This window comes from Paraglaciecola sp. (genome assembly GCF_039942875.1).
Taxonomy (GTDB): domain Bacteria; phylum Pseudomonadota; class Gammaproteobacteria; order Enterobacterales; family Alteromonadaceae; genus Paraglaciecola.
In genome coordinates this window covers 27,313-42,983 of sequence record NZ_JBDVBQ010000027.1, presented here as the reverse complement: position 1 = coordinate 42,983, position 15,671 = coordinate 27,313, and the positions used below count along the sequence as shown (strand labels likewise).

Annotated in this window: 8 protein-coding genes and 1 pseudogene; 7 read left to right on the top strand and 2 right to left on the bottom strand. The window is 39.2% G+C overall.

Annotation, left to right across the window (positions count from 1 at the left end; all coding sequences use genetic code 11):
- Window positions 1-3 precede the first annotated feature (3 nt).
- From ABJE44_RS10430 to ABJE44_RS10420, 3 genes are all read left to right on the top strand, one after another.
- Window positions 4-1,245: a divalent metal cation transporter gene (locus tag ABJE44_RS10430; protein ID WP_348110648.1), complete on the top strand. Its 1,242-nt coding sequence runs from the start codon at window positions 4-6 to the stop codon at window positions 1,243-1,245.
- A gap of 13 nt (window positions 1,246-1,258) precedes the next feature.
- On the top strand, window positions 1,259-1,759 hold the full coding sequence (locus ABJE44_RS10425) for a gluconokinase (RefSeq protein WP_348110646.1): 501 nt from the start codon (window positions 1,259-1,261) through the stop codon (window positions 1,757-1,759).
- Window positions 1,760-1,843: 84 nt separating this feature from the next.
- A complete protein-coding gene (locus ABJE44_RS10420) occupies window positions 1,844-2,926 on the top strand; it encodes a polysaccharide lyase family 7 protein (RefSeq protein WP_348110645.1) in 1,083 nt (360 codons plus the stop codon).
- Window positions 2,927-3,021: 95 nt separating this feature from the next.
- Here the strand turns inward: ABJE44_RS10420 and ABJE44_RS10415 are convergent, their stop codons facing one another.
- Together ABJE44_RS10415 and ABJE44_RS10410 are read right to left on the bottom strand one after the other, a co-directional pair.
- The gene (locus ABJE44_RS10415) at window positions 3,022-4,098 is read right to left on the bottom strand and encodes a class I mannose-6-phosphate isomerase (protein WP_348110643.1); all 1,077 of its coding nucleotides are present in this window, start codon (window positions 4,096-4,098) and stop codon (window positions 3,022-3,024) included.
- Between the two features lie 116 nt (window positions 4,099-4,214).
- The gene (locus tag ABJE44_RS10410; RefSeq protein ID WP_348110642.1) at window positions 4,215-5,456 is read right to left on the bottom strand and encodes an Nramp family divalent metal transporter; all 1,242 of its coding nucleotides are present in this window, start codon (window positions 5,454-5,456) and stop codon (window positions 4,215-4,217) included.
- 1,088 nt (window positions 5,457-6,544) lie between these two features.
- Between ABJE44_RS10410 and ABJE44_RS10405 the strand changes: the two genes are divergently transcribed.
- From ABJE44_RS10405 to ABJE44_RS10390, 4 genes and pseudogenes are all read left to right on the top strand, one after another.
- Complete coding sequence (locus ABJE44_RS10405) at window positions 6,545-9,562, top strand: TonB-dependent receptor (RefSeq protein ID WP_348110640.1); 3,018 nt, start codon at window positions 6,545-6,547, stop codon at window positions 9,560-9,562.
- 278 nt (window positions 9,563-9,840) lie between these two features.
- Entirely contained in the window at window positions 9,841-12,087 is a 2,247-nt protein-coding gene (locus ABJE44_RS10400) for a heparinase II/III family protein (protein ID WP_348110638.1), read from the top strand.
- Window positions 12,088-12,382: 295 nt separating this feature from the next.
- Window positions 12,383-14,746, top strand: coding sequence for a TonB-dependent receptor (locus tag ABJE44_RS10395; protein WP_348110637.1), 2,364 nt, complete (start codon window positions 12,383-12,385; stop codon window positions 14,744-14,746).
- Between the two features lie 238 nt (window positions 14,747-14,984).
- Window positions 14,985-15,662: pseudogene (locus ABJE44_RS10390) on the top strand (hypothetical protein).
- Window positions 15,663-15,671 lie beyond the last annotated feature (9 nt).

Sequence of the window (15,671 nt, the reverse complement as noted above, 5' to 3'; positions counted from 1 at the left end):
AATGTGTCAACATTAATAAGAGCAATTTTAAGTTTTGGGCCAGCGTTCTTAGCCATTGGTTATACCATAGGTACTGGCAGTGTAACGGCTATGATAGTTGCAGGTAGTACCTTTGGAATGCAGTTATTATGGGTATTATTGCTAAGCTGTTTGTTTTCAGGGGTACTGATATACGCATACGGTAACTTCGCCCTAGTCACGGGTGAAACCGCCTTATACAGCTTTAAAAAGCACCTCAAATTCGGTAAACCCATGGCGATACTCATCATCCTAGGGGTGAGCTTTGGTCAGTGGAACTCTCTAGTGGGTATTTTAGGGATATCTGCCAATATCATCTTTGAAATGATTGCATTGTATTTCCCCGCGGTTATTGAATACAAATATGAAGTGGTGATCGCCATAGCCGTGATTGTTATTGGTACGATGTACACTATTTTATTGATTGGTAGATTCTCATTATTTGAAAAAATCTTAGTGATTTTTGTATCTTGTATGGGCTTGTCTTTCATACTGTCTTTGTTTGTTGTTAGCCCACTGCCATCAGAAGTAATTCAAGGTATGATCCCCGTTATTCCAGATGTAGAAGGCGGAAAAATGATGGTAGCTGCATTTGTAGGTACGACTATGGCAGCAGCTACATTCTTATCTCGTCCGCTATTCATTCAAGGTAAAGGTTGGGACATTGCAGATAGAGGCCAACAAAAGAAAGATGCCATAGTTGCTGCTGTTTTAGTATTTATTATCAGTGGGTCAGTCATGGCTGTAGCTGCAGGTGCTTTATACCACGACGGCAACAAAGTAACCGACGTACTTGATATGGTAAATGCCCTAGAGCCTATCGCTGGTAAAGGCGCGTTAACTGTGTTCTTTTTTGGAACCTTAGCCGCAGGTTTATCTTCGGTATTTCCTTGTATGTTGATTGCACCATTATTAATTGAAGATTACCGCTCGGGTAGACTTGATACTCAATCTAAGCAATTCCGAATTATTACTGGTATTGCAGCCATAGTCGCCCTTACTATTCCTGTGGTTGGTTTTAACCCTGTTAAGGGCCAAATATTGACTCAAGTGTTTAACGTGTTTGTATTGCCCCTAGTTATTTTGGGTATTATTTTACTGATTAATAAAAAAGACATTATGGCTAAACACACAGCAGGTTATGTACTTAATTTTGTATTGGGATTAGCGTTTCTTTTCTCCGTCATCATTTCGTACAATGGTGTATTAGCCCTTATTGGACAATAAAAAAGGAAATTAAATGATCCTGATCATCTGTGGCGTTTCTGGTACCGGAAAATCAACTATAGGTAGCCAACTAGCCAAAAAGCTTGAACTACCTTTTTACGATGGTGATGATTTTCATCCAGAAAGTAACGTGCAAAAAATGCAAAGTGGCAGCCCTTTGAATGATCAAGATAGACAGCCTTGGCTAGAGTCTCTAGCCAAGCATATTGCTTATTGTGAAGCTGACGGCGGTGCAGTACTGGCTTGCTCTGCATTAAAAGAGACTTACCGTAGCATTTTAGCTTCTCAAGCTAACGGCAAAATAATCTGGATTATGCTCAATGGAACCCGTGAGTTATTAATCGAACGTTTAAACTCAAGGAGCGGCCACTTTTTTGACTCAAACCTTTTAGACTCGCAGCTAAATGCCTTGGAGTTACCTGACTACGGATGGTTAGTAGATATCAAAGATACTCCAGCTGCGATAGTTGATACAATTTCAACACGGTTACAAGAATTAAAATTACCGAATTAAACAAGGAACAATTGACGGCCAACATAAAATCGTTAACGTATCCCCTACAACAAAACAGCAATAGAGATTAACAGAGTACTCAAAATGAATTTCAATAAAAAACTAGTTACATTGACAACTACAGCCTTAAGTACATTCGTACTTGTTAGTTGCAACACCACAGAAGATGCAACTAAGCATACCACTTTACCGGCTGAAAAATTTGATCTGACTCATTGGAAAATTACCATTCCAACCGACATAAACAATGATGGCAAAGTAGATTCTATCAGCACACAAGCTATCCAGACCTACCAACACCCAGACTACTTTTATTTAGATGCTGATGATAATTTGGTATTTACAACGCCTAATAAAGCCTTCACTACCCCGAACTCTTCTAATACTCGCAGTGAGTTGCATCAAGTAGTAGCAGGACTAGAAGACAAAGGCGATAAATACGCTAACAACTTTACTATACAAGCCAATGAAGACGCAGAAAAATACGGTCAAATTGGCGGTAATTTACAAGCAACACTCCAAGTAAATCATGTAGCCAAGCGGGCTAAATACACAGAAAAAGCTCCGGCTTATTCTGTTGTTGTTGGGCAGATACACGCCACTAAAGACAAAGAATTTGTAGCAGAAGGTGAAGGATACGGCTACGGCAATGAGCCATTAAAAATCTATTTTAAAAAATGGCCAGAACACGATTACGGCTCTGTGTTTTGGAACTACGAACGTAATCTTGAAAAAGAAAACCCAGATAGGAAAGACATCAGCTACCCAGTTTGGGGTAACTCTTGGTTCGATAGCACTAATCCACGTGAAGCAGGTATCGCCCTTAACGAAACCTTTAGCTACGAAGTTAACGTGTACGAAAATACTATGTATTTAACCTTCATTAGCGAGCGCCTAGGTACAGTTAAGTATTCTATAAATTTAGCTGATAATGTTGATGCATATGGAAAAGTTGATGAGCTTGACCATCCAAATGGTTACACAGGAGATGGCAACTTCTTCAAAGCTGGGGCCTATGACCAATGCAGTATCAAAGACGACCCAGGGTTTTGGTATCCAGCATGTTTAGGTACGGGCAACTGGGAAACTGATAAAGCAAACGGCGATTATGCCCAAGTAACCTTTATGGAATTAAAAGTTGGTCCGGCGACAGCGCCTAAAGAATAGTTAAAAATTAACTCTCCAACAAGAAAAAGGGAAATGGATAAAACCATTTCCCTTTTTCGTATCTACATTAATCTTTAATGCTTAACGTACTAATTTTAAGTATTACCGGGATAACATTCTAAGATAGACATACCTGAGTCAGATTGATATTCAAATTCGGTGACACCAGCAGGGCAAAAAAAGCGCTCCCAACGTTCCAATTGGACCACTTCATTACCAATCTTAAGTTTACCAGAACCGTCAGTTACAATACCGTAAAAGAAAGTTTCTTCTTTTCGCTCAAAACGCCCCATTACCGATGCTCTTCTAACAGTAAAACAAGGAGTTTGATCTGAGCCAATTAATTCTTCTAAACGATTACCCTGCCCACCTGAGTTTAACTCTGTTGGCTCACAACGAAATTCAGCATCTGTTTTTTCTGGAGTAACAGGGTCAAAGTTAAACACGTCTAATGCTGTTTCAATGCCCCTGTCCATAAACCTTGCTTTTTCTGGGATTTCGTAACCACAACGTTCAAATTCAAATCGCACAGCAAGATCGGAAGGCTCCATGATTTCTAGCATCAAAATGCCCTCCCCTAATGCATGAGGTCTGCCCCCAGGTAATAGAAATACATCACCTGGTTTCACGGGAATACGGTCAAAACACCCCTCTATTGAGTCTATATCTTGGGTCTCAATCCACTCTTTAAGTTGTTCTCGAGTTGGCGGACGCTGAAAGCCAGCATAAATATAAGGTTCGCTTATATCTTCGCGGGTTTCTAAAATAACATAAGCTTCGGTTTTACCTCTGGGTAGGCCTAATCGCTCTTGAGCAAACTCTCTAGTAGGATGGGCTTGAAAATGCAAACGTGTCGAGCTATCTAGATACTTAACCAGAGGGATATCATCTAAAGGGCGCACCTCAGAACCCTTTTTACCTAAGAAGTATTCTTGGTTATTTTTTAGAAGATCCCGAAAAGGAACAGACTTACCTTTTTCATCCTTAACCATGGCAAGTCCTTCAGAGATATGCTCTCTACCAACATTACGGGCTTCGACAGTAGAGCCAATCCAATCTTCAGGGAAGCTAGAATCCACAGGCACTTCCTTTCCTTCGATGGTATCTAACAATTTCCCACCTTGATAGGTACGCCAAACTCGGTTGGCACCAAACTTTATAACTTTGCTCATGGATACGGCTCCAATTTATTTTACGGCTTTACTTTTTTAGTAAGGACCCGTTTACTGCGGTCATTAACATTCTCATGTCGTTATGAGAGCTATGTTAAAAATGAAAAATGTAAGTATTACAGCGCTTGTAATGTAGAAACAATGCCATTGTAACTCATGTAACTCATAACCAAAGCAAACACAAATATCAAAGATAATAAAACGTTTACTAGAGTCGAAAACTTGTGCTCTCCCATTAATCCTTTTTTATTCCCTATGTAAAAAATGCAAGCAACGGTAGCGGGTAAAACCAATGCACCAAACGCTTGAGAACCAACCATAACGGCAATTGGCTTAGCATTGAATATTGGTACAACTAAACCTAAGCATGAGATAACAAGGGCCATTACTCGGTAACTTGGACGCTTTAAATTAGGCTTACGCGCATGAAAGTCATCTAATAACCATGGCAACAAAGCTACGTTAGGAAATTGCGAAGACACACCTGCAGCAATCAAACCGATTGTAAAAATGGCAACCGCGGAGGCACCAGCCAATGGCTCTAACAAGTTTATCATCTGAGTTACATTTTGTAAGGTAATACCCTTTACATATAAAGAACCAGCCGCCGCTGCCATTATTGAGGTACTAACAATAAACATTAAAAATGCTGAAAATAGCGCGTCTCTGTTTTGGGCTTTTAAATCAGACATAGTCCAACCCGCTTCTTTAACTAATATGGTTCTTAATATAAACAGCCCAGAAAAAACAGTAGTGCCTACCATAGATGCGATTACCAAAAATGAGCTTTTATTAGCAGTAGCCTCTGGAACATTTGGCACCATACCTCTTAATATTTCCATGGCAGGTGGCATCAAAATAAAGAAATTAATCAAAAAACATAACGCCATAATAGCGACGAAGAGAGCCAACACCTTTTCAAACACTTCTGTTTTCCCGATTAAGAAAATGACGTAAACAAAGCCAATGAAAAACAAAGCAAAATAAAGTGGGCTTATTCCACCTTCAATAAAGGTTTTAGACCATTCGTAACACACATCAGCCAGAATCCCCATCACTCCAATCACACTGCCGCATATCTGGGTAGTCAACGCCACGATAAAAAACAAACTCACCCCAGGGTGGATATGTTTCTTAAAAGATTGCAATGCAGTTAAACCTGTTACTAAGGTAAATTTTCCAAATAAAGAAATCAGAAAGTAAGTAATGGCACAGGATAAAAAGATAGTCCAAAGTAAGGACATACCATAATCTGCCCCAGCTTTAGCCATAGAGGTAACACTGCCAGTTCCAACAGTAAAGCCAAATAAAAAAATGCCAGGTAAAAGTGATTTAAAAAATGTTTTGATATTTGTCATTATTATAAGTACCACCAGTTTGATTAATTGAAGCAATCATTTGCCGGCTCAAAACCAACTAGACTAAAACGGTTTAGTGCTAAGGTAAAATCATGAAAAATTTGTTAATTAATTGTATCTACTATTATTAATAATTGTCAATAACTACCTAATAAACAAAGGATTTTAATATTGACTTATAAGCTCTAAGTCATAAAACTAAAGCTTTAGGATGATAACGCAAATTTACTGCAGTGCAGACAAAGCACTAATATCTTTGAGGACTTCAACTAAGCCGTTTATACGAACCAGCGCTGAATAACTAGGATGTACAGTTTTTGATCACCATGATCAGGGCAAGCATAAATGGTTAACATTTATCAATCTAAAGTCGCTCTTCTAGATTCATTGTTTAGCCGCTTTTAAACCAAAGCTATCATATCAATTTCACTATCAAGATGGCTGGCATCAAGTTATGACAGATACGATTGATGCCACATTCAACATCATCTTCAATCGCCAAGCTATAAATATAACCAAACCTATAATCTCATTTACATTAAACAAGAAAAAAAAAATTTAACAAAACTTACAGTTAGCATTAAAAAATAAGTGCATTTTTTAATCTACAGAACCTAAAACGAACATTTTTCAAACAAAATAAAAACGAAAAACCGGGCAATGTAAAATATTTGTACGTATAAAAGTTCAATAATAACCCAACTTAAAAGTTATAAGATAAAACACCAAAGTTAACCTTTTGTTTACAAAAATCATTTTAAATAAGTTCAAAACAAACAACACCAAAACAATAAACTACTGTTTTATAATGAAATTTAAAATTTTCGGCTTAAAAAACTCTGGATTGGTATGTCCAAAAATACCATATTGGTAATACAGAATTTGTTAAAAAACATGTTTCAAACAGGATTAGAGGTTGACCAATATTTATTTTCATGGATAATTTGTAACAGCTTTGTAATTCACCTGTAATCAATGTGCGCCATATAGGTTAATTATTAATGTTGTAAGGTACTAGAATTTAAAAACCAACTATGCAGAGTAAGGTCTCCTACATTTACCTATACTCTGCACCAGGAGACACACACATGACACATAAGTTATCGAAAATTACCTTGGCTATGTTATCTGCGACCGCGTTGTACATGCCATCATTGGTTCATGCTCAAGAAACTACCGCAGAAGTAGAAGCAGCTGATGATTATGAAGTTATTCAGGTTTCAGGAATACGTAGCTCTCTAACCAGCGCTCTTCTAGAAAAACGTGAATCCACTAATCTTATTGAAGTAATAGAAGCCGAAGATATAGGTAAGCTACCTGATCAAAACTTGGCAGAAGTGCTTGAAAATATAACAGGTATCCAAATTACAAGAACAGCCGGTGTTGGTACCGGTGTTCAAATTCGTGGTTCAAACTCAAACAATGTATTGATTAACGGCGTTCAGACAGTCAGTTCAGGTACTGGCCGTGGTGGTATTAGTTTTGAAGATGTTTCAGCATCCATCATCGCTGGGGTTGAAGTTACTAAAGCTTCAGATGCAAAAACAATTGAAGGTTCTGTTGGCGGTACGGTTAACTTGCGTACAATTCGCCCTTTAGAGCTTAGTGAACAGTTAATTAACGTCCGAATTCAAGGTGAAGACAGTAGTCTAACTACAGATGGTATTCAGCCTCGTTTTTCTGCAGTTTATGGTGATAACTGGGATACCGACAGTGGTAAATTTGGTTTTGTATTTAGTGGGAGTTTAACTAAACAAGAATCTTCCTCTTTCCGTCCACGTGTTGACCGTGACGGTAGCTTGGTTGAAAACTGTGACGCCGACGTTGTACGTAGTGGCAACCTTGAACCCATAGAGGACCGTCCAGTATGTCAAGACTTCGATTTCTTGGGTATACAATTCTTAAACCAAGAATATGAAAACTATGAGTATGACACCACTAACATTTCTACCACATTTGAATATGCACCAAATGATGACATGAAATTTTTCGTAGACCTAGTTATAACAGATCAAGAGCGTCGTCAAGATAGTACCCGTGTCCAAGGTTCTGGCGTGAGCGCGGTACTTAACCAAAACTTACCAACTGAATTTGAAACAGTTAACTATGGTTCTTTAGACGGCGTTCAATTAGGTAGCATTCAAGCTGCAGTTGTCGGCGTAATTGAACCTGATTTAGATAAAGATGACGATGATCCTAACCTACGTTTTAGTAGTGATACTGGTGCCCGGGTAACTGATACCTCCCTTTTCCGTATCGGAGGTGAATGGCAAGGTGAAAATTTATTCGCAAGTTTTGAAATATCATCAGCTAATTCTGATACCGTTAATCCAAATCTGAGTTCTACATTGAACTTTATTAATCCAAACTGCCCATTAGACGCAACAAGCAACGATAATTGTGTACCATTTAGATATGATTTAACGGGTGGTGCATTAACATTTGGTATCAACTTTGATTCAGACTATGCACCAACAGTTGGCCAATTATCAGACACATCAGGTGAACATGTTGTATTAGACCAAGTTCAAATAGGTCGCAACGAAACTGAGAACTCATTAGATGCATTACGTGCTGATTTTTCTTATTATTTAGACGATTCACCAGTGACGTCAATTGATTTTGGTTTCCGCTTCAGCGAACGTGAAAGTACATTCAACGATATATCTGATAATATCGGTGGATTCAGTCAAATGGCAGATAGTCCAAGTGGCTCATTGTTCTCTGAGTTACTTGTTCAAGGGCCAAGTAACTTTGGTGATGCTGATGGTCGTGAATTGGCCATTCGTAACTTCGTAATCATTGATCCAGATCTAGCGTTTAAAAACCCAGATTATGTTATTGAAACCTTAGAAGCTGCTTTGATTGCCCATGACGACACACCTGATTTGTCAAATTTAGAGCCGGACTCTACTGCTTTCTTTAATATTTCTGAGGAAACTTTAGCAATATATGCCCAAGCTAATTTTGAATTTGACTATGTTGTGGGTAACTTTGGCGTTAGACACATAGAGACATCAGTTGATTCAACGGGTAACACCGTCACCGATGCTGGCAACACATTGACCACTATTTCTGGTGACTATAGCTTTACATTACCCAAACTGAATTTAGTAGTTACACCACATGATGACGTTGTTCTTCGTTTAGGTTGGGGGCAAGATATTCGTCGTCCTGACTTTGATCAATTAAACACCTCAGTGTCTTTTGATCCAAATATTAACCAATCTGTAAATATTGGAAATCCAGGTTTAGAGCCACAAGAAATCACGACTCTAGATATATCAGCAGAATGGTATTTTGCTGAAGCAGCAGTAGTTAGCATTGGTTATTTTGATAAAGAAATCAGTAACTTATTTGTTAGCACATTGGACTCATCTCCAACAGATGCAAATGGTTATTTTGAGTACAATGACACTTCATGTTCTGGTGGCGGATTCTTTAACCCAATTGCAGCAGGTGATGACTTCTTGGCTCCTTTAGGTGTAACAGGTGCATGTGTTGATTTACAAACTGACGTTAACGACAGTGCAAAAACCACTCAAACGGGTATAGAAATGGCTGTTCAGTATGACTTATCTAGCTTTGAAGATGAGTTAGGTTGGGCGTCTGGTTTTGGTTTTTTAGCAAACTACACTATCCAAGAGTACAAAGGTGGCTCTGTAGTTAACGAATCAGCTACCCGTGGTACAGATATTTTCAATGCAATTAACGGTATTTATGACGATGCTGATTTTGTGACATATACAGCTGTTCAAGGCCTATTAGACTTTTCTGAGAATGCCTATAATATTACTGCATACTACGAAAAATATGGATTATCAGCACGTCTACGTTACACATGGCGTGAAGCGTTCCGGACTGATGATACTGCGGGTGGCGCATCACGTAACTCTACATTAGGTTTCCCAGTCGTTACTCATGACCGTGGCCAACTTAATGCCAGTGTTAGTTATGACGTGAATGAGAACCTAAATCTAGGTATTGAAGCAGTTAACTTAAATAAAGAAGGTGTAAGCCAGTCTTGTGTTAACGAAGGTGCTATCCTTTGTTTCCAAGGTTTAGCAGACCGTCGTATTACATTCGGTGCAAGCTACCGCTTCTAAAATGTTATTATGATGTTCACAAGTATGTGAAATATAACAGTACTAAACTAACCCCAGCTATTGCTGGGGTTAGCATTTATATAAGGTTAAGTTTTGATTTAGATAAGGTTTATGCGGTGTTTCAACATGTATAGTCGGGCACTTACATTGCCAACCTAAGCAACTTAATATCTAATAGTCGGATCACTAATAAAAATCATTAAGACGATAACCATGCATTATCGACTAACCAAAAAATGAAAAATACCTTACATTAAATAAAATTGGAGCTACTGCTGATGAGCAAAATGAAAATCTCTGCCCTATTGTTAATGGCAGCGACACTGACTACCCCCCTTACTGTTCAGTCGCAGGAACATCCCAACTTAATTATGACCAAAACCGGGATGGAAAAGGTCAGAAAAAACCTAGGTAACGTGCCTTTATTTGACGCGTCAGTACAAAGCGTAAAAGAAGAAGTTGACGCTGAAATTGCATTGGGTATCGACACCCCAATTCCAAAAGACTTTTCAGGCGGTTATACCCATCAAAGACACAAATTAAACTTTTTTATCGCTCAAAAAGCTGGTGCACTTTACCAAATATTAGAAGATGACAAGTACGCCAAATATGTTCGCGACATGTTGTTTCAATATGAAGCCATGTACAAAGATTTACCCGTTCATCCGCAAGAGCGTTCTTATGCTAGGGGTAAGCTATTCTGGCAATGTCTGAACGACAGTAATTGGTTGGTTTATATGGCTCAAGCCTATGACGCAATTTACGATACGCTTTCAAAGCAAGAGCGAGACAAGTTAGAAAACAACTTGTTTAAACCCTTTGCCGATTACATTTCTTTAGAGAATCCTAAATTTTATAATCGTGTCCATAATCATAGTACTTGGGGTAATGCCGCAGTGGGTATGATTGCCCTGGTAATGGATGACAAAGAGTTACTAGACAGAGCTTTATACGGAATCGAAGATGACGGCCTACCCATTGGCGGCGTAGACAATGACGGGGGCACAATTAAAGTTGAAGGGCAAAAGAAAGGCTTTCTTGCTAACTTAGAAGACCCCTTCTCACCAGATGGATATTACACAGAAGGTCCTTACTACCAACGTTATGCCATGTACCCTTTCCTTATTTTTGGTTTAGCCATGAACAATGTAAAACCAGAAATGAAGGTATTCTCACATAAAGACAATGTGTTATTAAAAGGGGTGGATGCACTGTTGAATTTGACCGATGCTGATGGTGAATTTTTCCCATTAAACGATGGTCAGAAAGGTATGTCGTACTTCACTCCCGCACTAGTCACAGCCGTTGATATAGCCTACCAGTACGGTGATCAAAACCCGCAGTTATTAAGTATTGCTGAAAAACAAAATAAAGTACTACTAGACCAATCTGGCCTCGCAGTAGCTATGGGTATTCGTGATGGCAAAGCTCAACCTTTCGTTAAAAACTCCCTTAACCTAACTGATGGCCAAAACGGTGATCAAGGTGGTGTGGGTGTCTTACGTTACGGCAATGAAGACTTAACCTTAGTATTTAAATATGCAGCCCAAGGCTTAAGTCACGGTCACTATGACAAACTTTCGTTCTCTTTATATGAAAAAGGTGACGAAGTTATACAAGATTATGGTTTAGCTAGATTTGTTAACATTGGTCAAAAAGGCGGTGGTAACTATTTAAAAGAAAACAAAACCTGGGCTAAAACCACCATCGCCCACAACACTATCTCACAAAATGAAGAAATGCATTTTGATGGTAAGTATCAGGTCGCTAGTCAACACCATTCAGACTTGTATTTTTATGATGATTCAAACAAAGATGTTCAAGTTGTCAGTGCCACCGAAGCTAATGCCTACCCTGGCACTGAGCTACATCGTACTATGGCAATCATTAAAACTGACGGCTTTGAAAAACCATTTCTGTTAGACATTATGAAAGTTAAAGCTGATAAGAAAAACCAATATGATTTCCCGTTTTACTTTATGGGCCAAGTGTTAAGTGACAACTTTGATTATGAGTCACCTGAAACCTTAAAGCCTTTAGGTAAGAAAAATGGTTATCAACACCTCTATCTTGAAGGCAAAGGCAAACCATCAAGTGATAGCACGCAATTTTCTTGGTTAGGCGAAGGCAAGTACTACACATTAACATCTGCAACAAATAAAGATGATGAGTTATTATTTACTCGTATGGGTGCTAATGATCCAGACTTTAACCTGCGCAGAGAAGCCGCTTTAATGATCCGCAGAGATAACACAGCTGATACTAGCTTTGTATCTGTGATTGAACCGCATGGCAGTTACAGCCCGGTATCAGAGCTATCAGTTAACTCCAATAGCAGCATAGATGAACTTAAAGTGGAACTAGATACTTCAAAATACACAGCAGTGTCTATCAAGGATGTAAAAGGAAATGCGAATATCTTTATTTTGTCTAACACCAATGCTTCTATGTCTAAACAACATAAGTTGAAAGTCGATGGAAAAACATATCACTGGAAAGGCCCTTATTACTTCAATAAAAAGTAATATCTGTTACTAATGCATTTTGCTAATACAAGCCTCTAAGTATCACTCAACTTGATACTTAGAGGCTTTTTTATAGAGCAATCACCTCTCTCTACATTGCTGCTCATATTCTGATACTTGCATATCCCCTTCGTAAACTGGTCCGCCACAAAACCTAGTTTTCATAGATCATAAATAATTAACACAATTAGTTAATTCATAATAATGTCATTTTTCTGTCATAGAAACGTCTCACAAAACTTTTAGTTTGCCTGCTTCGGTGAAACCGCTTTAATAAAAATAGAGAAACACAATAATGACACACACAAAATCACTCATACCTAGACTAAGTAAATTGTCCTTACTCATAAGTGCAGCACTGAGCGTTCAAGTAAATGCACAACAAGCCAGCGACCAACAAATAGAACAAATAACCGTTACAACTCAGAAACGAGTCCAATCAATACAAGATGTACCTGCAAGTATTAGTGCTTACAATGGTGACTTTCTAGACTCACTTGGTGTGGGTGAATTAGATACTTTATCGGAAATTACCCCAGGCTTAGTTATTCAAGAGCAGAGCCCAAATAACCCAGGCTTCGTTATTCGTGGTATCACCTCTGACAGTGGCTCATCACAAGCCTCACCCCGCGTCTCAATCTATTACAATGGTGCAGATATTTCTCGCTCACGTGGTTCATATTTTGAAATGTTCGACATACAAAGGGTTGAAGTAGTTAAAGGTCCTCAAGCTACTTTGTTTGGCACGGCGGCTTCAGTGGGTGCGTTAAGCGTCATTACAAACAAACCAGAAGAAGACTTTTCTGCAGCGGTAACTATAGGCGCAGGAAATTTTGCAGCGAAACAAGTTAAAGGCTACGTAACGGGTGGTAACGATACACTTCAAGGCAGATTTGCATTTAGCTACCGAGACCGTGACGGTTACATTAAAAATATAGCAGGTGAAGAAGGCTCACAGTCTGCTGATGGTACTCAGCAAGATGATATGCATGCCATTGAGCGTACTGCATATCGTGCATCTTTAAGGTTTTTACCTACGGAAAAAATCACCGCAGACTTAACCTATACCCATGAAGAAAACCAAGATTCTGGTACATCATTCAAAAATGGACTTTATGCACCAACAGGTGGTGATACTAGCCCTTATAGTTTTGTTGAGTTATCAGGTAGCCCCTACTCTGCTGAAGTACTAGGCGCTGAAAAGTTAGGTGTAAACCGCACAACAGAGGATCTTAACCTGACGGTTGAATGGTTAATGTCTGAAAACCTCACGTTTACTTCAGTTTCAGCAACACGAAACTTTGACTCCTTAGAAGTATTTGATGGTGATGGTACTCAAGCTTGGTTTTTAGAGTTTGCTGAGGACGCTGAAGGCGATCAATTTAGCCAAGAGTTTAGATTACTACACACAGGTGAAAAGCTAACCACCATAGCAGGTGTTAGTTACTTTACCGAGGACGGTAATCAAGCGGTACCATTTAGTACCGAAGAATCTATATACTTAAATTGCTTAGGGGCATTAGGTACTGGTATACCTTGTATTAATGCAGATGGCTCTGTTAATCAACTTAGCGCCGTATTAACAGAAGGTGTTTATTCCGAAATTCCATACAGCGCAGTTTTCAGTAACTTTGGTGAAACAGATTCATTATCAGCCTTTGCTGACTTCACCTATGCCCTCACCCAAGACTTAGAAATCACTGCCGGTTTACGATATATCTCTGAAGAAAAAACCAGTGGTTATAGCTCTGTTGCGCCCGATTCACTCATATTAACGTTAATAGGCGCTCCTGCTCCATTATTACCAGTCGTTAATACCGATGGTGTAGTACTTGAAGCAACAGATAAGTTTAACGACTGGTTACCGCGCTTTAATATGCTTTATAAACTAAGCGATAACACCAATATCTACGCAACGATCTCAAAAGGCCGGCGTTCAGAAGTATTAGATGTAAGCTCAACCACAGATGAAGATGGCAATGTAGTGGCAGATGTCACTTTAGTCCCAGCAGAGATAATCTGGAATGCAGAAACAGGCGTGAAAGGCCAAGCACTAAACCGCTCTGTTACTTACTCTGCATCTGTCTATTATCAAGACTACTCTGATTTTCAAGTGACCCAACAAGACGATGCAGGTAACTTCTTTACAGCCAATGCTGGCTCTGCAACAAACTTTGGATTCGAGTCAGAAGTAAGAGCTTTAATGGGTGATAACTTTGACGTATTTGCGAACTTGGCCTACATAGACGCCACAATCGATGACGATAGCGCCAATGGCGAACTAGCGGGTAATCGTTTTAGGTTACAACCAGAATGGACTGCTAGTACTGGAGTGTCTTACTATCAAGAGTTGTCAGACAACTATAGTTTGACGGGCTCTTTGATATACAGTTATCGCTCAGACATATACTTTGAACCAGATAACGCCCCTATTTCAGGTTTAGATATCAGCGAAGACGCAATCAGTTTAGTTAACGCTAGAATTGGTATTGCTAATCAAGAGAGTGGCTGGAACCTGAGTTTATACGCGAGTAATTTGTTCGACAAAGAGTATTTAGTCGATGCGGGTAATACTGGCGGCAGTTTCGGAAACCCAACCTTTGTAGCAGGGCCGCCTAGATTTGTAGGTATAGACTTCTCCATGTCTTTTGGTAACTAAGTTACACCACAAGCACTAAACCTATACAAAGGCACCAACATTGGTGCCTTTTCAATATTCAGCAACATATCGTTTAACTCTCTGCTAAATAGCCGATTATGACGAATACGCTTACAAACTAATAAATATTAGAATAGCAACACCCAAGCTTCGAAATCAACGGCTCACACCTCACGGCTTATGGTAAAGAATGCGTTTACACAATATCTACAGCATACAGATTTATTAGGCCCACATTATGATTCCATGGTCTCTTGTAGACACAGCAAAAATCCCTAACGATGGCGGTGAATTAAAACTCTCCCAGCGTGGTGGTGAATTCACAATAAAGAAGACAGGTAAACGTGGCGAACTAATAGATAGCTGAGTATATAATTCAGATAAAGTACTGGCTCAAGTAGGTTGCGCGCATATTAAACCTCACCACGACGCACATGTCTTGGTTACAGGTTTAGCTATGGGATATACCCTAACAGCCGCCCTAAAAGCGATAAACTCTGACTCTCAAGTGACAGTTTCTGAGTTAACACCTGAAGTTGTCGAATGGAATAAAGGCCTTTTAGGACAATGTGCGGGCAACCCACTACAAGACCCCCGCACGAATGTTCATATTGGTGATGCAAAAGAATTATTAAGCACCAGAAAACCCACATACGATGCCATTTTACTAAAAGTGAGTCATGCTCCAAAAAGTCTTCACCCAACAGATAATAATTCGATTTATTCTGAAGATGGACTCAAAGATAGTTACGACACATTAGGCCCGAATGGCATGCTAGCCATTTTGGCTCCCGAGGCTGACTATTTATTTACGCTACGTTTAAAAAAAATAGGGTTTAGAGTGGATACACGTAATGTCCAAGCCGGTTCGAAAAAAGGCAAACAACCCACTATATTCTTAGCAAGAAAACTTTAGTAGCAAATT